We start from the raw sequence: 22,342 nt of genomic DNA on the forward strand, positions 1-22,342 counted from the left end.
AGGCACGCTGCTCCTTGAGGTTCAGCCGCCCGCTGGCCTCCATTTGCGTTCGGCCGGGTAGCAGCGCCACGGCATTCTCAACGATCCAGCCGGCGCCGTCGGGCCTGACATCGAGCCGCACGTCCCGAACCGTCGTGTCGCCGATCACGATCGCCGGCAGCTTTAGGCTGGCGCGTCCCGGCACCTGCGGGATGGGTATGTCGGCGGCGATCGCCAGCATCGCCTCGATCCGCTGGCGCAGCGAAATTGCGGGGTCGCGGCCGGTCTTGCCGCTTCGGCCGGAATTGCCGATGCGGCTGACGTCGATCTGCTGGCCATCGGCAATCAGCAGGAATTTCTGGTCCTTGCCGGTGTCGAGGGTCGCCTCCCCGGTGACGACATAGGGATCGTCCGGCGGGCCGGCCTCGAAGCGGTATTCCGGGACACGGATGCTCTCGTTGGTGAGCTGGAATTCGCCGTTGATGCGCAGAGCGCCACTTTGCTTGGCTTCGTCCGCCGGCCGGTTTTCCGTCAGCGTGAACCGCCCGCCATAGACCGGCCTGAAGTCGACAACCTTGAGATCGCCGTCGAGCTCGACGCCGAACGGTCGCTTGTCCGGTGTCAGCCGCGCCCTGAGGCTCAGCGCCCCTTCCTCGTCCACCGCGTTGCTGGAAAAGGCGAAGCTGCCGGCTTCACCGTCGAGTGCCGCGCGCCCCTCGACCTTCCATGGACCGGCAAGAGTGCGCGCCGACAGGTCGGCGGAAAGGTCTGTGACACGGCGCGTCCGTCCCGTCTGCTCGTCGACGAACTCGATCTCACCGTCGACAACCTCGACCTTTTCGAGAACGACCGTACTTGCAGGAATCGATGCCTGCGACCCACGCGCCCAGTCGAGCGTGCCATCCGGCAGGAGACGAATCCTCGCTTTCGGTCGATCGAGCCGCATATCGAAGATCAGCGCCTCGCCGCTCAGGAACGGCGCAAGCTCGGCGCTCATCGAGAATTGCGCGACCTGGACGATCGGCTGGTCGCTCTCAGTAGAACCGACGCGCACGTCATTGAGGGTCACGGTCGGGAACGGGAGGATGCGGGCGTCGACACTGCCATGGACGACCACCGGCTTGCCCATGATGCGGCTTGCCTCGCGCTCGAAATCCTTGCGGAAGTTGGTCCAGTCGATGAACAATGGCGCGATCAACGCCGCAAAGAGCGCGACGACAACAAGCCCACCGATGGTAACCAGAATTCGCGCCAGCACCGCGTCACTTTCCCGTCTGTCTCATTCGCGCCCTGCTCGCATCCTTGAGCGGCCGATCCCCGCGCTGTCAGGCAAAGATCTTGCCCGGATTGAAGATATTGTCTGGATCAAGCGCCCGCTTGATCTGCCGCATCAGATCCAAGGCGTCGCCGAGCTCCGCCTTGAGAAACGGCATCTTGCCCTGCCCGATTCCATGTTCGCCCGTGCAGGTGCCGTCCATCGACAGAGCCCGCGCGTTCAGCCGCTCCACGAAGGCCTCCGCCCGCGCAACATCGGCTGGATCCTTGTCGTCGAAAAGCAGCCCGACGTGAAAGTTGCCGTCGCCCGCATGGCCGACGATCGGGGCGACCAGCCCGTGTGCCGCGCTGTCCTCTTGCGTCGCCGCGACGCAATCGGCAAGCCGCGAGATCGGCACGCAGACATCCGTCGAAAGGATCGCGGCGCCGGGCACCAGCCCCTTCTGTGCCCAATAGGCGTTGTGCCGCGCCTTCCAGAGTCGCGAGCGCTCTTCCGGATTGGTCGTCCAGATAAAACCAGTAGACCCCAATTCCGACGCTATTTCGGCGAACTGGCGCGATTGCAACTCGACGCTCTCGGCGCTGCCATGAAACTCGACGAAAAGCGTCGGCGTCTCCTCATAGTTGAGGTTCGAATAGGCATTGCACGCCTTCATCTGCAGCGCGTCGAGCAGTTCGATGCGCGCTACCGGAATGCCCGATTGGATCGTCAGGATCACCGCGTTGCAGGCATCGGCAATGGTCGGGAAAGGGCAGACGCCACCGGAGATCACCTCCGGTATGCCTTGCAGGCGCAGCGTGATCGACGTGACGATACCGAGCGTGCCTTCCGCGCCAACGAAGAGCCGCGTCAGGTCGTAGCCTGCCGAGGACTTGCGCGCCCGGTGGCCGGTCGAAATCTCGCGACCGTCGGCAGCGACCGCCGTCACCGCCAGCACGTTTTCCTTCATCGTGCCGTAGCGCACCGCGTTGGTGCCGGAGGCACGCGTCGACGCCATGCCGCCGATCGAGGCGTTCGCCCCCGGGTCGATCGGAAAGAAAAGACCGGTATCGCGCAGATAAGTGTTCAGGTCCTCGCGTGTGATGCCGGGTTCGACCGTGCAATCGAGATCCTCGGCATTGACGGCGAGAACGCGGTTCATGCGCATCATGTCGACCGATATCCCGCCATGCGGCGCGTTGACGTGCCCTTCCAGCGACGATCCGGTGCCGAAAGGGATCAGCGGCACGCGGTGCGCGCTGGCGATCTTGACGATCTCGCGCACTTCGGCGCCGCTTTCGGGAAAGACCACGGCATCCGGCAATTGCGCAGGAATATAGGTCGTCGTGTGCGTGTGCTGGGCCCGGACCGCCTCGCCCGCCTGGAAGCGCTCGCCGAATCGCGCGGCAAGAAGTTCCTTTGCCGCAACGATACCGCTGTCGTTTCTCGTTCCCGCTTTGATTGCCTTCAACGCCACGAAAACGCCCTTTCCCTGCAGCCCTCGCGTTCCGGCCGGTCGCGCAAGGCACTCTAACATTCTGAATCGCCGCTCGATTTTATCCCCAATTCCACGCGGAATTAAGGAATTGCGCGGCGGCTGCCTCCACCCTGGCGTGGTGCGCCCCAAGCCCGTACGCGCACTCGTCTTTCAGTGATGCCACGTCGCGACGAGACGCCCGAAGTCAGATCGGAAGCGCTGACATTTCAAGGCGCTACTGTGCAAATCGGAATCAATTTGTCCAGAAGTTCACGCAAGCTCGAAGCTCCGCACGGCGCGAAATCACGGATGGTGATACCGGCTTGTCACAAGTGCGCGACTGGCGGCCTCTTCGCCGGTCGACAGCGTTCCTTCCACGTCTGGTAGCAAGCGGTGCTATGATCACCGTACCGCCGTCCATCACCCATTATTCTGGAGAAGGTTGAATGTTTGGATTGCTCGCCCTCATTACGGCGTCCGTCTTCTTCGGCGCCGCGATTTATATCAACGTGGCCGAGCAACCGGCACGGCTCGTCCTTGATGACCGCTCGGCGCTCACCGAGTGGCGTCCGGCCTACCGGCGAGGCTTCGAGATGCAGGCTTCCCTCGCCGTTGTTTCCGGGCTCCTTGGCGCCGCGGCATGGTGGCAGACCGGCAGTTCGCTCTGGGGCCTCGGGGCTGCGGTCATCATCCTGAACTGGCCCTATACCCTGCTCGTCGTCATGCCCGTCAACCGCCGCCTAGAGGCGGCACGCCCGGAAGAGGCCGGCGACGAGACCCGTGCGCTGCTCACGCGCTGGGGCAAGCTCCATGCCGGCCGAAGCGCGCTCGGCGCAATTGCGACGGCGATCTATCTGATCGCCGCACTGCGCGGGTTGTAGGCGTCATCACATCGTCACGATAAGCACCTAAGGAGCCCCTTCGGCCCTTGACCAAGATCCGCGGCTCGAAGCTTTTCGCCTTCTGGTGCGCGCCGGACCGGATGGCGTGCGGACCGGCGAAATCGCCACGCGGGCTTGGCACAATCAACACGCGACGAACGGGTCGTGCGATGCGTCGCTGATATGACTGGCTTCAGGGATCTGCTCGCCTATCTCGTGAAGCACCGCTCCAACGGTAGTCCCAAACTTTGCCGCCCGGTCATTGATGCCGTGACCTGCAATCGTTGAGGAGGATTAATCGTGAACGACCACAGGCCATTCAACGTTCTCTTTCTTTGCACAGCCAATTCCGCGCGCTCGATCCTCGCCGAGGCGATCCTCGATCGGCTCGGTCAGGGCAAGTTCAAGGCGTTTTCGGCCGGATCGCAGCCCAGGGGGAAGGTTCATCCTCTCACACTGGAGGTCCTGGAGAGCCTCAACTACGATACCTCATTCGCGCGCTCCAAAAGCTGGGACGAGTTTGCAACTCCTGACGCGCCGAAGATGGATTTCGTCTTCACCGTCTGCGACGATGCCGCCAACGAGGCTTGCCCTGTCTGGCCGGGGCAACCGCTGTCTGCGCATTGGGGCGTGCCGGACCCGGCCGCGGCCGAAGGCAGCGAGCCCGAAAAACACTTTGCCTTTGCAGAGGCTTACCGGATGCTGAATAACCGGATATCGATCTTCATCAACTTGCCTATGCCCTCTCTCGACAAGCTCGCCTTGCAACAGCGCCTCGACGAGATCGGCCGCGATAGGCCGGACGCGGAGTGATAGTGATGGCATTCGACCTTCCGGTTTTCACGTCCGCCTAAAGCGCCGCGCGTCTCTTGAAGACGTGCAAAGAATCGATTCCATTCTGATGGATGCGGGATGCGGGCGGAAAACCGCGCGCACTTTTCCTCATCCCGCTTAGCGCATCTCCACCATCGCTGAGGCCGCGTCCATCTCCTCGTGCAGCTTGCGCTCCTCGTCGGCATGCGGCTTCGTGAAGCGCGCAATGACGAGATAGGCGACCGGAGTGAGGTAGAGTGTCACGATCACCGCAAGGCCCAGCCCGCCGACCAGAACCCAGCCGAGCGCGACACGCGCCTCGGCCCCTGCCCCGCTCGCCAGAACCAATGGGACAGCGCCGACGACGGTCGCGATCATCGTCATCATCACGGGTCTCAGGCGGATATTGGCCGCACTCTCGATGGCGCTGCGCACATCCTGGCCGCGATCGCGCAACTGATTGGCGAACTCGACGATCAGGATACCGTTCTTTGCCATGATGCCGACCAGCATGACCAGACCGATCTGGCTATAGATGTTCAGCGTATTGCCCGTCAGGATCATCGCGAAGACGGCACAGGCAAGCCCGAGAGGCACGGTCGACATGATGATGAGGCCGCTGACGAAGCTCTCGAACTGTGCTGCCAGCACCAGGAAGATGATGACGATCGCGAAGCCGAAGGTGATGAAAAGGCCATTGGCATTCTCGTTGAGCGTTGCCGCTTCCGCGAGCGGCATCACCCGCGAGCCCGGCGGCAACAGCGGCTCCGCCATCTCCTCCACCATCGACAGCGCCTCACCGAGCGCGAGGTCGGACTTGAGGCCCGCCGAAAGCGAAACGGCGCGAAGCTGCGACTCGCGCGCCAGCTGCGGCGCCACGGCCTTTTCCTCGATCGTCGCGATGCTCGACATCGGCACGATCCGGCCGTCGCGGGCCTTGACGAAGATGTTCTGCAGATCCGTCGGGTCGTTGAGCGGGGTCGTCGAGGAAAGCAGCTTGACGGGATAGGCATCGCCCTCGACGAAGATATCGACGACGCTGCTGCCGTCGAGCATCGCCTGCAGCGCCCAGGAGAGGCCGCTGATATCCACGCCGAGGTCGGACGCGCGCTCGCGATCGATGGTGATCGAGAGTTGCGCCTGGTTGGCCTCATAGTTGAGCCGCACGTTCTCGAAACGGCCGGTGTCTTCGATCTCGCGGACGAGTTTCGCCGCCGCGTCGCCGAGCTTCGTGTAGTCGTTGCCGACCAGGGCCACCTGAAGGCCGCTACCGGCACCGCGAATGCCAAGACTGTTGGACTGGATGGCAAAGGAGCGGACGGACGGAACTTTCGCGGTCACCTTATTGATGTCGGCGACGATCTGCTGCTGCGTGCGCTCTCGTTCTTCCCACGGGGCAAGTGTCAGCACCATGAAGCCGCTATTGGCCGTGCCGCCCTGCCCCGAGATTGAAAAGACATTGGCGATCTCGCCCGATTTGACCAACGGCTCAAGGCCTTCCTCGATGCGACGCATCTGCGCCTGCGTATATTCGAGCGAGACGCCCTGCGGCGCGTTGATCCTGAGCATGACTTGCGAACGGTCCTCGTTGGGGGTCAGCTCGGACTTCAGCGTCAGGAAACCGGCGGCACCTGCCGCGGTGAAGAAGGCGGCGACGACGAAGACGATGAGCGGCGCATTGAGGCACGCACGAAGCGTCACCCGATAGAACGCCGCGGCCCGCGCCCCGAGCCGACTCATCACGCCCTGATGAGCATGCGCATCGGTCGTCAGCAGACGCGAGGCGAGCATCGGGCAAAGCGTGAGCGAGACGAAGGACGAGAGCAGGATCGAGAAGGCGAGCACAAAGCCGAACTCGCGGAAGAGTCCACCGGTCTGCCCGGGGAGGAACGAGAGCGGCACGAAGACCGCCGCAAGCGTGGCGGTTGTCGCCAGCACCGCGAAGAAGACTTCGAGCGTGCCATGGACGGCGGCGGCCCGCGGTCCGAGCCCCTCCGCCCGGCGGCGCACGATGTTTTCGAGCACCACGATCGCGTCGTCGACGACGAGGCCGGTTGCAAGCACGATCGCGAGCAGCGTCAGGATGTTGATCGAGAAACCGGCAAGATAAATTGCCGCGAGCGTGCCGATCAGCGCGATCGGCATCGAGATCGCCGGGATCAGCGTCGCCCGCCAGTCGAGCAGGAAGAGATATATGACGAAGGTGACGATGAATACGGCGACGAGGAGCGCTATCTCCACTTCGTGGATCGCGCCGTTGATGAAGACGGCATCGTCGCTGGTGATCTTGAGTTCCGTTCCCTCAGGCAGGATCTCCGCGGAGATCGTATCCACCACCTTGTGCACGCCCTCGGAGATATTGACCGTGTTCGACTGGGCCTGGCGGACGATGCCGAGACCAATGCCCTGCCGACCATTGGAGCGCAGCGCCGACGTGCCCGTGTCCGGGCCGAGCGTCACCGTCGCGACGTCGCGCAGCCGCACATTGTCGCCGATGATGAGGTTTTCGAACTGCTCGGGCGTCTGGAGGTCCGCCGTCGCCCGAACAGAAATATCCTGGCTGGCGCTGGTCAGCGAGCCCGCGGGCACGTCGTAAGACGCGTTGGAGAGCGCTTCGCGAAGATTGGCCACCGTGACCCCACGCCCGGCGAGCTTCGCCTGGTCCAGGTCGATGCGGAAGATCTTCTCCTGGTCGCCGTAGACGGTTACATCGGCGACGCCCTCAACAGCCGCAAGCCGGTCGCTGATCTCGTTCTCGACAAGCAGCGTCATGTCTTCCATGGTCATCGTGTCGGAGGTGAGCGCCAGCCGGATGATGGGCTGGCTGTCCGCGTCCGCCTTGACGATGATCGGCTCGTCGGCATCGTCTGGAAGCTGGCCGGCAACGCGGCCGAGCGCATCGCGGATGTCATTGGCGGCCTGGCCGATATCGGTCGTGTCGGAGAATTCGAGCGTCACGCGGCTACGCCCGAAGGAAGAGCTCGACGAAATGCTTTTAAGGCCCTGGACGCGCGACACCGCGCCTTCGACGACCGAGGTCACCTCGCGGTCGATCGTTTCCGGCGAAGCGCCTTCGAACCATGTCGTCACGGAGACGACCGGCTGGTCGACCTGCGGCAGTTCGCGCATTTCGATCCCGTTCCAGGCGGCGAGGCCCGCAACGACGATCAGCGTGTTGATCACCAGCGCGAAGATCGGCCGGCGGATGAAGAGCGCGGTAAAGCCGCTCTTTCCCCCTTGGTCTCCGCCCTTGCCGTGATGCCCCCCGAACCCGATGTTCATTGCGCATCTCCCGCGACCTTCTGCTCGGGCTCGGGCCGGCTTTCGCCGGCAACGCGCACTGCGCCGCCGTCGCGCAGGCGCTGCACGCCCTCGGTCACGACACGGTCGCCCTCGGCAAGAGCGGCATCGACAAGCACTTTGTCCGGATTGCGCTGGATGATCTTGACCGGCACCCGCTCGCTGCGGTCGCCTTTGACACGCCAGATATAGGATCCGTCCGAACTCCACTGGATCGCCAGCGGATCGACCGTCGGATAACGGTCGCCATCGAAGGCCATGGTGACCGAGAAGGACATGCCCGCCCGCAGCATGTCGTCGGGATTTTCAAGCCGCGCGCGGACGCGGAGCGTCCGACTCGCCTGATCGAGACGGTTGTCGATGGCGTGGATGACGCCTTCGAGCTGCCGCCCGGGTTGCGCGATCGCATTTGCCGTCACCGGCTGATCAACGAAAATCTTGCTGGCGAAGCGTTCCGGCACCCAGAAATCGACAAGAATTTGCGAACGGTCGTCCACCACCGCGATCGGCGTCGAGGTCGTGACGTAGTCACCGACATTGACGGTGATGATACCGACCACACCTTTCGAGGGTGCGACAATGTCGCGGCGCTTGAGATCCAGTTCTGCCGTCTTCAGCGCCAACTCCGCCGCCTGCAGCGCGATTTCCGCGTCGCGTACCTCGACTGCCGTCACAGCCCTTGCCGTGCTGAGATTGCGATAGCGCTCGAGCTTTTCCTCGGCACTGTCGCGCGTCAGCTTCGCCTGTTGCGCCGCAACCTTTTGGTCGTCGCTGTCGAGCCGGGCAATCACCTGACCCTCGGCGATCCTGTCGCCGGATTTTACCAATATTTCGGTGAGATTGCCGGTCGCCGTCGGTGTTACCGAGACGGAGTGGATCGCCTCGCCGTTACCGATGGCGTTGAGCCTGTCGTTGACGATCGCGCTCGCCGACGGCCTGACGACAACCAATGTCGCGTCGCCGAAGCCGCCCTGCCCGCGTCCGCCGTTGCGCCGCCCGCCTTCGCCTTCGCCACCGTCAGACTTCGACAGTGCGTCGATCAACGGATGCGAAACGCCGATCGCCGCCAGCGTTTCCCCCGCGCCGGGCGCAAAACGTACCCAGGCGACTGCCCCCACCACGAGCACAACGGCGCTGACCGCCAGTTGCTTCCAAACCCGCATTCACATCTCCAAATGAAAAGCACGCTCCAGCGCGGCCCGTGCCGGCGGAGCGTTCCGATTTGCCCCGAGTATCATTATTTGCGTGCCTTCGAGCAATCTCGGAATGCCATCATTACGCAATTGTAATAAAAGCGAATTTGTTGGCGGCATGATGGCGCCGATCGCCGTGCGTCGATTGCGCAGTGTTTTGCTGGACAACCAGTGTTTACAGCCTCGACGGCTGGGCTATTCTGCTTGCCTCGGGGACCATTTCCGATCGGTTTCGATGTTCAACTCATGTTGTGGAGAAGGACGATGTGCGACGCCTGCGTCATGGAAGCCGTAAGGCAGCGTATGCTGTCGCGGCGCGGCTTTTTCTACGCTGCTGCGGTTGGCAAGGAGAAAGCATGAGTACTGTCGTCCCGCCGCCCGATCCCGAAGCCGACCCGCGTGTCAAGGCGGTTTTCGATGACATCCGTGCCACCCGGAAATCGGACTTCATCAACAATATGTGGCTCTGGCTCGCCTTCGACGCGGACCTCCTGGAGCGGACTTGGGCGGAGGTGAAGGCGGTCATGGCGACGCCCTCCGCCCTCGACCCACTAGTCAAGGAAATGCTCTATATCGCCGTTTCCGTCAGCAACGGCTGCGGCTATTGCATCCACTCCCACACGGCATCGGCCAAGGCCAAGGGCATGACAGAGGCGCAGCATGCCGACCTTCTGCGCGTCATCTCGCTCGCCGCCAAGACCAATCAATTGGCGACCGCGCTGCAGGTCCCTGTCGATCCGGCTTTCGATGCGACAGGCGAAAATTGATGGCTTCGAAATAGCCTATCTTTCCACAGGCTTGTCTTCGCGCTTGAAGAATCCGGAATAAAAGAAGAACATCATTTCTGGCCTTTCGGTCCCGAATCACTACATTGGGCCGCATGAGCAAAGGTTTTGACGACATTCCCTTCTTCGACGAGGAGCCGGCACCGCGCAAACCCGCGCCCGCCGCCAACGGTATCGCTGCGCGCGCCATGGCCGCCCGCGACAACGCCAAGCGCCCGGATTATCTCTCCGGCCTCAATCCCGAGCAGACGGAAGCTGTCGAGACGCTCGAAGGACCTGTGCTCGTCCTCGCCGGTGCCGGCACCGGCAAGACCCGCGTTCTGACGACCCGCATCGCCCATATCCTTTCGACCGGCCGCGCTTTCCCCTCGCAGATCCTCGCGGTCACCTTCACCAACAAGGCCGCGCGCGAGATGAAGGAGCGCATCGGCGTGCTTGTCGGCCATGCGGTCGAAGGCATGCCCTGGCTCGGCACCTTCCATTCGATCGGCGTCAAGCTGCTCCGCCGCCATGCGGAGCTCGTCGGCTTGAGGTCGGATTTCACCATCCTCGACACCGACGATGTCGTGCGGCTGATCAAGCAGCTCATCCAGGCCGAAGGGCTCGATGACAAGCGCTGGCCGGCCAAGCAATTCGCCGGCATGATCGACACCTGGAAGAACAAGGGCCTCGATCCTTCGCAAATTCCGGAGGGCGACGCCCGCGCCTTCGCCAACGGCAAGGGCCGCGAACTCTACGCCGCCTACCAGAACCGGCTCTTGACGCTCAACGCCTGCGATTTCGGCGATCTGCTCCTGCACCCGATCCGCATGTTCCGCGCCAATCCGGATGTGCTCCGGGAATATCACGACAAGTTCCGCTACATCCTGGTCGACGAGTACCAGGACACCAACACCGCGCAATATATGTGGCTGCGGCTCTTGGCGCAGCGGCCGCAGGGAAAAAGCTGGTCGCAACGAAACCCCTCCCCAACCCCTCCCCACAAGGGGGAGGGGCAGGTGCGTGCCGCTGACTCCCGCTCCCCATCGCAGTCGAGCGAGGAGCAAGCGTCGAACCTCGATGACCGGAACGCGGCGGCGCGGCAGGATAGCCCCTCCCCCTTGTGGGGAGGGGTTGGGGAGGGGAAATCGCAGGGAGCCGGCGACAGGAAACCCACCGTCAACATCTGCTGCGTCGGCGACGACGATCAGTCGATCTACGGCTGGCGCGGCGCGGAGGTGGACAACATTCTGCGCTTCGAAAAGGATTTCCCCGGCGCCAAGGTCATCAAGCTGGAGCGCAACTACCGCTCGACCGAACATATTCTCGGCGCCGCCGCGCACTTGATCGCCCACAACGAAGGCCGCCTCGGCAAGACTCTCTTCACCGAACGCACCAATCCGGACGATGAGAAGGTGCACGTCCATGCCGCCTGGGATTCGGAAGAGGAAGCCCGCGCCATCGGCGAGGAGATCGAGCAGCTACAGCGGCAGAAGCACAATCTGAACGACATCGCGATCCTGGTGCGCGCCTCGTTCCAGATGCGCGAATTCGAAGACCGCTTCGTCACACTCGGGCTCAACTACCGCGTCATCGGCGGCCCGCGCTTCTACGAGCGGCTCGAAATCCGCGACGCCATGGCCTATTTCCGCCTTGTCTGCCAGCCGGCCGACGACCTCGCCTTCGAGCGCATCGTCAACACGCCGAAGCGGGGCTTAGGCGACACCACGGTGCGCACCCTGCACGACTATGCCCGCGCGCGCGACATCCCCATGCTCGCCGCTGCGACCGAGATCATCGAGACCGACGAGTTGAAGCCGAAGGCGCGCAAAGCCCTCTTCGACGTCGTCACCGATTTCCGCCGCTGGCAGACGCTGCTCGAAACGACGCCGCATACGGAGCTTGCCGAGCAGATTCTCGATGAGAGCGGCTACACCGCCATGTGGCAGGCCGACAAATCGGCGGAAGCCCCGGGGCGGCTCGAAAACCTGAAGGAACTCATCCGCTCGATGGAGGCCTTCGAGTCGATGCGCGGGTTCCTGGAACATGTCGCGCTCGTCATGGACGCCGAGCAGAACGAGGATATGGATGCCGTCTCGATCATGACGCTGCATTCGGCCAAGGGCCTGGAATTCGACACGGTGTTCCTGCCGGGCTGGGAGGAAGGCCTCTTCCCCCACCAACGCGCGCTCGACGAGGGCGGCCGCGCCGGTCTCGAGGAAGAACGCCGCCTCGCCTATGTCGGCATCACCCGCGCCAAGCGCCGCTGCCATATCTGGTTCGTCTCGAACCGCCGCATCCACGGCCTATGGCAATCGACGATGCCCTCGCGCTTCCTGGACGAACTGCCGATCGACCATGTGGAAGTGGCCGAGCAGGATGTCTCCTATGGCGGCTACGGTCGCGGCGGCTATGGCCAGTCGGGTTTCGACAAGGCCGATCCCTTCGAAAACTCCTACCAGACCCCCGGCTGGAAGCGCGCCCAGCAGCACCGCTCGGAGGCGACCCGCGACAATTGGGGCACCCGCTCCGGCCACGCCGTCGAGCGCATCGGCTACGGCGAGTCCGGCCCGCGCACCCGCATGATCGAGGGCGAACTGGTCGCCAAGTCGACGACCTCGGAACCCTCCCGCTTCAACATCGGCGACCGCGTCTTCCACTTGAAATTCGGCAATGGCAACATCGCCGCGATCGAGGGCAACAAGCTGACGATCAATTTCGATCGGGCCGGACAGAAGCGCGTGCTCGAGGGGTTTGTGGAGCGGGTGTGATCAGGCCGAACGCTGGGTCGACGCCACCGCCCCGCGCTCAAATCATCATCTTGTACATCACAAAGCCAGACTTCTGCGCCAGCTTGTCGTAGAGCCGCATCGCCTTGATGTTGCTTTCGTGCGTCAGCCAGTACACACGCGGCGAGCCTGCCCGTCGTGCCGCTTCGAAGACGCCGTTGATCAGCGCCTGGCCGACGCCCTTGCCGCGCGCGGCTTCGTTGATGAAGAGGTCCTGGAGATAGCAATTTGGCTGGATCGAGATCGTGCTGCGATGGAAGATGTAATGCGTGAGCCCGATCAGCCGGCCTTTGCTTTCGGCAACCAGCGCATGCATCGGTTCATAGGCATCGAAGAAGCGTGACCAGGTCATGAGCGTGATGTCGGGCGTGAGCGCGGTTGCCCCCGCGCGGCCGTAGAAGGCGTTATAGCCTTCCCAGAGCGGCAGCCATCGATCGTAGTCACTGCGCACGACGGGTCGGATCGAGAGGTCTTCGGTCATTTTCGAACCCACCAGGAAGGCCTTGCAGAGCGCGAGAGGATAAACCCTGACATCAATCCGGTCCATGCGGCTGTCGCGCACCAGTTCATCGCTCGACGATGGTTCAAGGACATGAGGCAGGCGCTCGATAAATCAATACTTCATGAAAGCGGAATGTCGTCGCGATCGCCAATGGCTCACCGCCCCCTCGCCTCCTTCATAAGCGCGACCACCTCTGCATCCGTCGTCTGCTCAAAATCGTCGTAGTAGATGCTGACCGCATGGAACGGGCTGGGGCTCGATAGGCAAACGATCCGGTCCACCTCCCGGCGCAAGCTGCTAACAGCGCTCGGCGGCGCGACCGGAACGGCGAGCATCAGCGCTGCCGCACCTGCCTTCCGCAGTGCCTGGATCGCCGCTTTGGCCGTGCCGCCGGTAGCAATGCCGTCATCGACGACGATGACATTGCGCCCCTTCGGTGAAACGCGCGGTCGGTCGCCCACATAAAGCGCCCGGCGCCGTGTCAGTTCGAGCCGCTGGCGCTCGGTCTCGGCCTCGATATAGGCCTCGGGCGGATGCACGAGGCGCATCGCTTCGTCGTTCAATACAAGCTGCGGCACTTCGCCGTCGACGAGTGCACCGAGCCCGAATTCGGCATGCCCGGGCGCGCCGATCTTGCGGACGATCAGGAGTTCGAGCGGCGCGCCGAGATGGGCGGCGACCTCGAATGCCACGGGCACGCCGCCGCGCGGCAGCGCCATCACCACGGGATCGGCGAAATCCTCGCGCTCGATCGCGCGCGCCAGCTTTCGGCCTGCATCGACCCTGTCCGCAAAAGGTAGGCTTTCACCCGGCATCGCATCCGCTCCCGCCGGTCTCCGCGCATTGGCATGCACAACCGTTACGCGGTCAACCAATCGCTAAAATTGCATCCAATTTTTCCGGCTTTCGTTAATGCGCCACGGGTACCAATTGACTTCGCATATTGGCTGGAACGCAAGCCGCCTTTCTATTTTAGCACGACAGGCCGTTTCGAAATGAGCTTTCTCCCTGCCATATCGCTTTTGGCGCTTTTGATGATGCTGCCGATCCTCTTGTCGCTACGGCAGTCGGCGGCCGGCATGCAGTCTTTTTGCCTCGGCTGCGCGCTTGCGGCGATCGCAATCGCCTTGATGATCCTTGCGGGTATGGTCTCGGCCATTCTTCCCGTCGTCGTCGGCTACGGCGCGCTGATCTCCGCGTGCCTCTTCATCCTTCTGGGGTTCCGTGGTCTCCTTGCGCTACCCGCTCCCGCTTTCCTGTTGCCGGCATTGGTGCTCGCCGCCGGCATTGTCGGCCTGGTCGTATCATTGAACGGTGACGACAGAGTCGGCGCCTTGCTGCTTGTGGTCGGTCTTGCCTCTGCCCTTCTTCTGGTCGCCGGCCTCGCCGTCGTCGATCGCTGGCCGAAGGCACGGCTTGCGTGCCACGTGGTCATCGTCATTTCGGTCGCAGTCGGCTGCGCCGCGCTCTTCCATGCGCTGACCCCCCTGCATCAGTCAGCCGCGGCTCCTGCTTCTGTCGCCTCCGAGTTCGCGCTTGCCGCAATGCGGGTGGCTTTTCTGCCGCTCCTGTTCCTCGCTGTTATCCTCAGCGTCCAGAGCCGCATCATCGCTGGTTTGAGGACGACGATCGCCCGCGACGGACTGACCGGCGCCTTGTCGCGCGGGGCGCTGATCGAGGCGGGAGAACGGATTTTCGCGGACTGCGCGGCCCGGCGCCGGCCGCTTGCCTTCCTGCTCCTCGACCTCGACTATTTCAAGCAAATCAATGACCATTACGGCCACGCCTGCGGCGACATTGCGCTCAAGCATTTCGCAGAGACCGTATCCGCCTTTCTTGACGGACGCGGTGCCTTTGGCCGTATCGGCGGCGAGGAATTCGGCCTGATCCTGCCGGACCACACCGAGGAGCAGGCGACAGCGCTTGCCGAGGCAATCTGCCGGACCGTGCGTGAAACGCCCGTCACCCGCGTCCATCAACGCATCCGGCTGACCGTCAGCATCGGCATCGCGGCCGCAGCGCCAGGCGACACGATTACCGACGTGATGATCCGCGCCGACCTGGCGCTCTATGATTCCAAGGCGGACGGCCGCGATCGCTGCACGATCGCAAGGCAGCGCCAGATCGACGCCAGTGCTCGGGCGCTCGCGGCGGCAGCGGCGCAGCTGCGCCAGTCCGATAGTCGTCCGCAGCCGGAAAAGGCGACTCCGCGGCAGGCGACACGTCAGTATCGGTCTTGAGGTTCAAGCTGTGAACGCACCGCGGCCTGCCGCGACAAAGCAGCTACAGGCCGGCGCCTTGCATTGCCGCGCCCGCCACCTATCTCAACGCTGCGATCCATCGGAGTGAATTTCATGTTCCGCCCCATCCGCATCCTGCTCCTTGCCGGTCTGGCCGCCTGTGCAGCGTCCCTCCCCGTGCGCGCCGAAACGGTCGGCCAAGTGGGCGTCGACTGGCTCGGCAACGACATCAAGATCGATGCCGTCCGCGACCCCAAGGTCAACGGCGTCACCTGCCACGTGACCTATTTCGATCGCAGTGTGATCGACCGCCTGAAGAACGGCAACTGGTTCGAGGACCCCTCCAACAATTCGATTGCCTGCAGGCAGACGGGGCCGATCACCATCGGCGACATCGATCTGTCGAAGGAAGGGGAAGAGGTTTTCCGCTCCGGCCTGTCGCTGATCTGGAAAGATCTTCTGGTGACCCGCATTTACGACAAGGCCAATGACACGCTGATTTACCTTGCGCATTCGCGACAGCTGACCGATGGATCGGCCAAGATGTCGATTACGACCGTGCCGCTCTTCGGCCAGACGGTTACCTGGGAGAAAGGGCGCCCGCAATAGTGTTGTCAGAGCTCAAGGCGGTTGTCCCATCCCGCCTTGAGAATTGTTCACACTATCCGAATGTCACGGTGTTGGGGGAACGATACCGCGGTAATAGTCGCCTTCCCCGGTCTGATAGCGTGGCTGAAGGGTGGATCCGCCGCTATTCGGATAGATGATCCGACCGTTGCGGTCGATGCTGCCCGTTGGCATCTCGTCAACCGCAGCCGGCCGGTTCTGCGGCATAGCCGTGGCCCGTACCTGGTTCTGCGTGCCCGGAGGATTGTTCGGGTCGATGCCCGGATAGTAGGAGTCCGCCAAGGCTGGCGCTGCGCCGCCGAGTACGGAGGACAGGGCAAATGCAACAACTGATGTTTTCAGCGAAACTTTCATGACATTAGCTCCTATGTTCATTTTGCATCCGGCCTCCAACGGATACTGAAAGCATAACACCTTTGGAGAGCAGTTGTTCATTGCAAGCGGTGACGTTTTGTCACGAATGACTCATGCAACCGTGATGGAACATTACGCAGCTGTAACTTGACGCCGCGTTCGCGGCCCTACTGGGTGACGATCGAGAACGAACCACTCCCACGCACCGGCGATCGGGATCTGCAATCGCCAATGCGCATATACCGGTGGTGCTCGCCTCATTGAGGCCACGCACTCATGACGCCGGAGGACGAAAAATCGCCGATCGCGCGCTGTCTAGTGCCGGTAATATATCGGTAAGATCCAGACTATGCTGTCACTCAGGGAACCGGTGCCGGGGGCATGATACCCTAGTAGTAGTCGCCCTGACCGCCACCCTGGTACTCATTCCGATACTGCTCACGCACGCGCCCCGGGGCTCCACTGACGCTGCCCGTCGCCATGGGATCGACGTAGATGCTGCCTGTCGGCATTTCATCGACGTAATATGGGCGTCGTTGCATCGGTACTAACACCGTTCCTCTGTTTTGAGTCCCAGGAGGATTATGCGGATCGATGCCCTGATAGTAGCTGTCGGCAAGGGCCGAACCCGCGACGCCTGCAAGGGCAGACGAGAGGACGAATGCGGCCAAGGATGTTCTCATGGAAACTCTCATGGCATTGCTCCTGTGTCGGTAGCACCCCGCCTCCCGAGGGATGCTGTGGTTTTTCAGCATAGGCTGTTTACCATGCTGTTAGGGTATAACTCCTTCGCCGCGCCCGTGTTCCTGGAGTGCGACTGCCTCAGCGCCGTCTGACTTTGAAGCGCCGGTGGAAACCGGGACAAACTTGCATCGCCGGCATATAAAAAGGCCCGCCGAAGCGGGCCTTTTGCCTGGAAGATCTGAGCCTGCGCTCAGGCTATGCCGCCTGTGCCAGCTCGTCGGCGATGACTGTATCGAGATTGAGGAAGCAGACCATCGACTTTTCGAGCGCCACGATGCCGCGGCAGAAGGCCCGCTGCGCCTCCGGAATGATCTCCGGTGGCGGCTGCAGGTCTTCGCTGCGGATCGTCATCATGTCGGAGACTTGCTCGACCAGAAGCCCGACAAGCTTGCCATTGATGTCGGTGACGATGATTGCCGAGCGCTCGGACGGCTCGGTCATCTTCATGCCGAGGCGGCAGGCCATGTCGATCACCGGGATCACGGCGCCGCGCAGGTTGATGAGGCCAAGGACGTAAGGCGGCGTATGCGGCATCGGGGTAACCGGCGCCCAGCCGCGAATTTCGCGGATCGCCATGATGTCGATGCAGAACTCCTGGTCTCCGAGGTGGAAGGAGACGATTTCGAGATAGGCGCCGGACTGTTTGATAGCGTTGCTCATGGTCAGAATTCTTCCCAGTTATCGCCGGAGGCCGTAACGGAAGGTACGGAGCCCGGCTTGTTGCCGAAAGCGCCCGCCAGCTTGCCCATCAGGGCCTTGGCGGGTGATGGAGCTGGACGAGCGGATGCCTGCGCGGCGGACGGTTTGCGCAGGGGCACCGGCCCTGCGGGGGCCGCGGCGCTGGCCCGGACTGGACTCTTGGCCGGGGCGCCGATCTTGACGGAGGGCTGCGCCGGAGCGGGCGCTGCCTTCCGGAATGCTGCCTCACTCACCTGCCCGTGGCGGAATTGGCCGACGAGCTCACTGAGCTTCTCGGCGTCCTGCGCGAGCGTGTGGCTCGAAGCGTTGGTCTGCTCGACCATCGCAGCGTTCTGCTGCGTCATCTGATCGAGCTGGCCGACAGCGGTGCTGATTTCGTTGAGCCCGGTCGACTGCTCGCGCGCCGCCATCACGATCGAGCTCATATGTTCGTTGATGCGCGCGACGTCGGCGCCGATGCGGCCGAGCGCCTCGCCGGTCGCCTGCACCAGCTTTACGCCCGTGCCGACCTCGTTGCCGGATCGTGTGACAAGCGCCTTTATGTCCTTCGCCGCGCCGGCCGCCCGCTGGGCGAGTTCGCGAACCTCCTGGGCAACGACGGCAAAGCCCTTGCCCGCTTCCCCTGCCCGCGCAGCCTCGACACCGGCATTGAGCGCCAGAAGGTTCGTCTGGAAGGCGATCTCGTCGATGACATTGATGATCTTGCCGATTTCGTTGGAGGCGCCCTCGATGCGCGCCATCGCAGAGATCGCTTCGCCGACGATGCGTCCGGATTCTTCCGCGTTGGTGCGCGTCTCGTCGACCATGCGGCTTGCTTCTTCGGCGCGCTCGGTCGCGGTCTTCACCGTCACAGTGATTTCCTCCAGAGCGGCCGAGGTCTGTTCGAGCGACGCCGCCTGCCGTTCCGTCCGCCGAGCCAGATCGTCGGCGGCGCTGCGCATCTGCCGACCGTTTGTTTCGATCGAAACGGCATTCTCCTTGACGCTTGCAAGAACGTGGCCCAGCCGTTCGACGGTGTTGTTGAAATCACGGCGCAGCACATCGAGGTCACCTACGAAAGGTTCGCGGATTGCGACTGCAAGATTGCCCTCGGCAAGCTGGTTAAGGGCCCGCCCGAGCGCATCGACCGCGGTTTTGATGCGGGCGACAGCCTGGTCGCGCTCGGCTTCCTGACGCTGGCGCTCCTCCTCGATTTCCCTGCGGCTCGCCATCGCGTTCTGCTCCAGCGAACGTTTTTCGATCGCCGAAGCCCGGAAGAGCTCCACGGACCGGGCCATCTCGCCGATTTCGTCGCCGCGCGCGAGCCCTGCCAGGCTGGAGGTCAGATCGCCCGAATGGATCCGCTGCATGCTGTCGCGCAAGCCGAGGATGCCCCGGCGCAATGCATTGCCGTGGAACCAGATCAGCGCCAGCAAGGTCGCCATCGCCAGCAGCCCTGCGGCTCCCTGCAATACGAGTGCGTTCGCTGATGCGGCTTGTGTCTCGGCGATGCGCGCGGACGCAAGGCCAGCGGCGGCTTCGCTCAGCTCAGCGAGTGCGGCGCCAAGACGCTCCCCGCCGCCATCGATCGCATCGTCGATGCGGGCGAATTCGTCCGCTTGCGCTCCAGTCTCCACCAGCGCCTTCAGATCCACCTCAACCGCCTTGCGCAATTGGGCAAGATCGGCATCGAAGTTGGAGAGAACTTCCGGTCTGCCGAGGAGACGCGCCAGCGCCTCGACATCGGCTTTCCTGGCGTCGAGCGTTGCGAGCGAAGCTTTGATTTGGGCCGCGCGCTCGGGCAGAATCTTGCCTTCGTCACGATCGACGATCGTGTCCATCGCCGCGAGCACCAGCTCAAGGCCGGCAAGTCGCATTTCCTCGACCGTCCTCATGCCGCGCTGGGCGGCGACCGCCTTTTCAAGCGTCTGTTCCGATCGCCGCTCCTGGTACAAACCAACGGTGAGCACCGAACCAAAGCCGAGGAAGGCGGCGGCTGCAAGAGTCGCCAGTCGCTGGCTGATCGAGAGGGTGCGTCCGACGGATGGAGAGGTGTTCATTGACTGGCAGTCCATGGCAATGGACCCGCCGCGGCAGGCGAGGTCCTCCGTTACGATCGATGCGGAAGGCCGGGCTCGATCAAACCGGATGACCTCATGTCATATCGAAGTGGTGCACTTCTCCGCTTTCGGCGACACTGGCAAACAGACCTTAACCATTCGCTAAAACATGGCTACCAGCTCTGCGGATCAACCGCCTGTGCTCCCCTTTCTTTGTCGCCTTCGAGTGCTATGATCCGGGGTATGCGCACGGACACGAAGAAATCGCTCTCGCCCCTCGTCCTCACCCTTTTTGCGGGCGTGTTCGCACTCGTCGCACTCCTGGCTTTCCAAGGCTGGATCGCGCATGGCGCCGACATCTTCCTGTCGCTCGCTCAAGCCGGCATTTCCTGGTGCTTCTGACGCCCTGGCTTGCCGCATGCACCGCCTGCGGCAATTCTCCCTTTGCGCCGGTGGTGGTGACGCGGTATCACAACGCCACGTTCATTGAACGCCCTTACGAAGGCTCAGCAAACCGGTAGCAACGATGAAAACCATACGCATCGTCCTTTGGGCGGCCATCCTCGTCATGGTGGCGATCCTCGGCTGGCTCACCTACGACATGACGCAATCGCGGCAGCAGGCGTCCTCCGGTCCCTTCGGCGTGCCCTTCACGCTTGTCGCACAGGACGGCAAGCCGATCACCGAACGGGCGTTCACCGGCAAGCCGACCGCGCTTTTCTTCGGCTTCACCCATTGCCCGGAAGTCTGCCCGACCACGCTTTTCGAGCTGGACGGCTGGCTTGAAAAGGTTGACCCCGACGGCAGCAAGCTGCAGGCCTATTTCATCACCGTCGACCCGGAGCGCGACACCCCGGACGTTCTTGGCCAGTACGTCTCCAACGTCTCCAAGCGCATCACCGGCATTTCCGGACCGCCGGACAAGGTCCTTGAAATGGTCAAGGGCTACCGCGTCTACTACAAGAAGGTGCCGGTCGACGAAAAGAACCCGAACGGCGACTACACCATGGACCACACGGCCTCGGTGTTCCTTCTCGACGCCAACGGGCACTTCAGCGGCACGATTGCCTATGGCGAGAACCCGGACACCGCCGTTCAGAAGCTCGAGAACCTGACCAAGAGTTGAGCGGCTACTTCATCATCTCCCATTCCCGCAAAGCGCCGGCTCCCCGCCGGCGCTTTGCGTTTCTACCGGATCCATGATAGCCGCGAGGCCGACCACATCCGAAGGACAGATCGTTGAGCGAGATAAGACTTTTCGTCACCAGCACCGAGAAACAGGTCGCGGCCGTGCTCGATGTCATGAGCACGATCTTCGAGGACGACGACTATGCCATCGCGACGATGGAGATCGACGAGAAGCGCGACGTCTGGGAAGCCTCGGTCTACATGATGGCGGACGAGGAGGAGAGCGTCAGGGTGCGGCTTGCCGACGCGCTCGCCGCGGGTTTCTCCCATCTGCCGATCGAACGCGAAGTTTTGCCCGATATCGACTGGATCGCCAAATCGCTGGAAGGGCTCGCCCCCGTGCGCGCCGGACGCTTCGTCGTCCACGGCTCTCATGATCGAGACAAGGTCAGGACCGGCGAGATAGCGATCGAGATCGACGCCGGCCAGGCCTTCGGCACGGGCCATCATGGCACAACCGCCGGGTGCCTAGAAGTGCTTGCCTCCGTTGCGCATACGCGGCCGGTCCGCAATGTCCTCGACCTCGGCACAGGTAGCGGCGTGCTTGCGATCGCGGCCTGGAAACTCCTGCATGTGCCGGTGCTTGCCACCGACATCGATCCGATCGCGACCCGCGTCGCGAGCGAAAACGCCCGCCGCAACGGCGTCGTCACTGGCATGACCTTTGCCACCGCCCCCAGTTTCCACTCGACGGCGTTCAGCACCAATGGCCCCTTCGACCTGATCATCGCCAACATCCTGGCGCGGCCGTTGATGAAGATGGCGCCGCAGCTTGTCGCCAATCTCGCCGCCGGCGGCTCGGTCATTCTGTCCGGCATTCTCGCCGAACAGCGCTGGAAGGTGCTTGCCGCCTATAACGGCCAGCGCCTCAAACACGTGCGCACCATCTGGCGCAACGGCTGGGTCACCATCCATCTGACGAAATAGCGGGTTGTCACCTGCCCGTTATCCGCCTACCGGCACCTTCTCCTCGCAAGCAGGGGGATGGGACGACGCCGCACGCTCCCAATCCGCTCTCCCCGTCAGAACGGGGAGAGCGCTAGGGTGAGGGCCGATCAAAGGAGCACTGGTGGCAATTGTTGGTGTCGGCGGTCGCAGCGCGGACGCTACTCCCCTGATCCAGCGAAATCGCCGAGTAAGCAGAAAACGAAAAAGGCCACCCAGTCCATCATGACGGGTGACCTTTTCGAAACAAAGGCGATGCCGGAGGCATCGCCTGCTGGGCGGCTTTGAGGCCGACCATGCCCGCGAGCCTGAGGAGGAGGAGCGCTCGAGCGGGCGTCTACCGTTCTGAAATTGGCCACCCTTGAGGGAGGAGGAGAACAGAATGACCAACTATTCTCAGAACCGCAGCTTTTTTGAACCACCGGATGTTCGTCCGTGTTCGTTGAGCGCGCTTATAAACCATTATTCCGATAGAGATAGATGCGTTGCAGCATGGGTGCCATGCATATGATGCATATGTCCGCAGCCTGGGCAAATGCCCTGATTGGCAGGT

General features: G+C 62.9%; 19 protein-coding genes. 9 read left to right on the forward strand and 10 right to left on the reverse strand.

The features are described 5' to 3' along the window. Both GHK62_RS05530 and GHK62_RS05535 read right to left on the reverse strand, forming a co-directional pair. Nucleotides 1–1,237, reverse strand: a 1,237-nt coding sequence (locus tag GHK62_RS05530; protein WP_337731409.1) for an AsmA family protein, incomplete at its 3' end; no start/stop codon positions are given. A 67-nt stretch (nucleotides 1,238–1,304) separates the two neighbouring features. Further along, entirely contained in the window at nucleotides 1,305–2,711 is a 1,407-nt protein-coding gene (locus tag GHK62_RS05535; RefSeq protein WP_184108562.1) for an FAD-binding oxidoreductase, read from the reverse strand. A 446-nt stretch (nucleotides 2,712–3,157) separates the two neighbouring features. On the opposite strand from GHK62_RS05535, the gene GHK62_RS05540 reads away from it, so the two are divergent. Beyond that, the gene (locus GHK62_RS05540; RefSeq protein ID WP_153437326.1) at nucleotides 3,158–3,592 is read left to right on the forward strand and encodes an anthrone oxygenase family protein; all 435 of its coding nucleotides are present in this window, start codon (nucleotides 3,158–3,160) and stop codon (nucleotides 3,590–3,592) included. A 300-nt stretch (nucleotides 3,593–3,892) separates the two neighbouring features. Beyond that, entirely contained in the window at nucleotides 3,893–4,405 is a 513-nt protein-coding gene (locus GHK62_RS05545; RefSeq protein WP_184108545.1) for an arsenate reductase ArsC, read from the forward strand. A gap of 138 nt (nucleotides 4,406–4,543) precedes the next feature. Here the strand turns inward: GHK62_RS05545 and GHK62_RS05550 are convergent, their stop codons facing one another. Together GHK62_RS05550 and GHK62_RS05555 are read right to left on the reverse strand one after the other, a co-directional pair. Beyond that, on the reverse strand, nucleotides 4,544–7,687 hold the full coding sequence (locus GHK62_RS05550; RefSeq protein WP_153437327.1) for an efflux RND transporter permease subunit: 3,144 nt from the start codon (nucleotides 7,685–7,687) through the stop codon (nucleotides 4,544–4,546). Continuing rightward, nucleotides 7,684–8,868, reverse strand: coding sequence for an efflux RND transporter periplasmic adaptor subunit (locus GHK62_RS05555; RefSeq protein WP_153437328.1), 1,185 nt, complete (start codon nucleotides 8,866–8,868; stop codon nucleotides 7,684–7,686). Before GHK62_RS05555 ends, GHK62_RS05550 begins: the two co-directional genes overlap by 4 nt. A 386-nt stretch (nucleotides 8,869–9,254) precedes the next feature. On the opposite strand from GHK62_RS05555, the gene GHK62_RS05565 reads away from it, so the two are divergent. Both GHK62_RS05565 and GHK62_RS05570 read left to right on the forward strand, forming a co-directional pair. Beyond that, complete coding sequence (locus GHK62_RS05565; protein ID WP_153437329.1) at nucleotides 9,255–9,665, forward strand: carboxymuconolactone decarboxylase family protein; 411 nt, start codon at nucleotides 9,255–9,257, stop codon at nucleotides 9,663–9,665. Between the two features lie 113 nt (nucleotides 9,666–9,778). Continuing rightward, nucleotides 9,779–12,433 (forward strand): ATP-dependent helicase, encoded by a 2,655-nt coding sequence (locus tag GHK62_RS05570; RefSeq protein ID WP_153437330.1) that lies wholly within the window; start codon nucleotides 9,779–9,781, stop codon nucleotides 12,431–12,433. A gap of 37 nt (nucleotides 12,434–12,470) precedes the next feature. Here the strand turns inward: GHK62_RS05570 and GHK62_RS05575 are convergent, their stop codons facing one another. Further along, entirely contained in the window at nucleotides 12,471–12,932 is a 462-nt protein-coding gene (locus GHK62_RS05575) for a GNAT family N-acetyltransferase (RefSeq protein ID WP_153437388.1), read from the reverse strand. A gap of 176 nt (nucleotides 12,933–13,108) precedes the next feature. Beyond that, nucleotides 13,109–13,768 (reverse strand): phosphoribosyltransferase, encoded by a 660-nt coding sequence (locus GHK62_RS05580; protein ID WP_153437331.1) that lies wholly within the window; start codon nucleotides 13,766–13,768, stop codon nucleotides 13,109–13,111. A 180-nt stretch (nucleotides 13,769–13,948) separates the two neighbouring features. On the opposite strand from GHK62_RS05580, the gene GHK62_RS05585 reads away from it, so the two are divergent. Together GHK62_RS05585 and GHK62_RS05590 are read left to right on the forward strand one after the other, a co-directional pair. Next, complete coding sequence (locus GHK62_RS05585; RefSeq protein ID WP_153437332.1) at nucleotides 13,949–15,193, forward strand: GGDEF domain-containing protein; 1,245 nt, start codon at nucleotides 13,949–13,951, stop codon at nucleotides 15,191–15,193. Between the two features lie 114 nt (nucleotides 15,194–15,307). Beyond that, on the forward strand, nucleotides 15,308–15,802 hold the full coding sequence (locus GHK62_RS05590; RefSeq protein WP_153437333.1) for a CreA family protein: 495 nt from the start codon (nucleotides 15,308–15,310) through the stop codon (nucleotides 15,800–15,802). Between the two features lie 63 nt (nucleotides 15,803–15,865). Here GHK62_RS05590 and GHK62_RS05595 read toward each other — a convergent pair whose 3' ends face one another. The 4 genes from GHK62_RS05595 to GHK62_RS05610 all read right to left on the reverse strand — a co-directional run bounded on the left by GHK62_RS05595 (nucleotide 15,866) and on the right by GHK62_RS05610 (nucleotide 19,656). Beyond that, nucleotides 15,866–16,174 (reverse strand): hypothetical protein, encoded by a 309-nt coding sequence (locus GHK62_RS05595; RefSeq protein WP_153437334.1) that lies wholly within the window; start codon nucleotides 16,172–16,174, stop codon nucleotides 15,866–15,868. Between the two features lie 389 nt (nucleotides 16,175–16,563). After that, nucleotides 16,564–16,869 (reverse strand): hypothetical protein, encoded by a 306-nt coding sequence (locus tag GHK62_RS05600; protein WP_153437335.1) that lies wholly within the window; start codon nucleotides 16,867–16,869, stop codon nucleotides 16,564–16,566. A 244-nt stretch (nucleotides 16,870–17,113) separates the two neighbouring features. Further along, entirely contained in the window at nucleotides 17,114–17,578 is a 465-nt protein-coding gene (locus tag GHK62_RS05605; protein WP_153437336.1) for a chemotaxis protein CheW, read from the reverse strand. 2 nt (nucleotides 17,579–17,580) lie between these two features. Continuing rightward, nucleotides 17,581–19,656 (reverse strand): methyl-accepting chemotaxis protein, encoded by a 2,076-nt coding sequence (locus GHK62_RS05610; RefSeq protein ID WP_153437337.1) that lies wholly within the window; start codon nucleotides 19,654–19,656, stop codon nucleotides 17,581–17,583. 243 nt (nucleotides 19,657–19,899) lie between these two features. Here GHK62_RS05610 and GHK62_RS05615 point away from each other — a divergent pair, with 243 nt between their 5' ends. The 3 genes from GHK62_RS05615 to GHK62_RS05625 all read left to right on the forward strand — a co-directional run bounded on the left by GHK62_RS05615 (nucleotide 19,900) and on the right by GHK62_RS05625 (nucleotide 21,771). Further along, nucleotides 19,900–20,058, forward strand: a complete 159-nt coding sequence (locus GHK62_RS05615; protein ID WP_153437338.1) for a hypothetical protein — start codon at nucleotides 19,900–19,902, stop codon at nucleotides 20,056–20,058. A gap of 124 nt (nucleotides 20,059–20,182) precedes the next feature. Continuing rightward, a complete protein-coding gene (locus GHK62_RS05620) occupies nucleotides 20,183–20,782 on the forward strand; it encodes an SCO family protein (RefSeq protein WP_153437339.1) in 600 nt (199 codons plus the stop codon). Nucleotides 20,783–20,895: 113 nt separating this feature from the next. Further along, entirely contained in the window at nucleotides 20,896–21,771 is an 876-nt protein-coding gene (locus GHK62_RS05625) for a 50S ribosomal protein L11 methyltransferase (RefSeq protein WP_153437340.1), read from the forward strand. Nucleotides 21,772–22,342 lie beyond the last annotated feature (571 nt).

Source organism: Sinorhizobium terangae, from assembly GCF_009601505.1.
Lineage (GTDB): Bacteria > Pseudomonadota > Alphaproteobacteria > Rhizobiales > Rhizobiaceae > Sinorhizobium > Sinorhizobium terangae.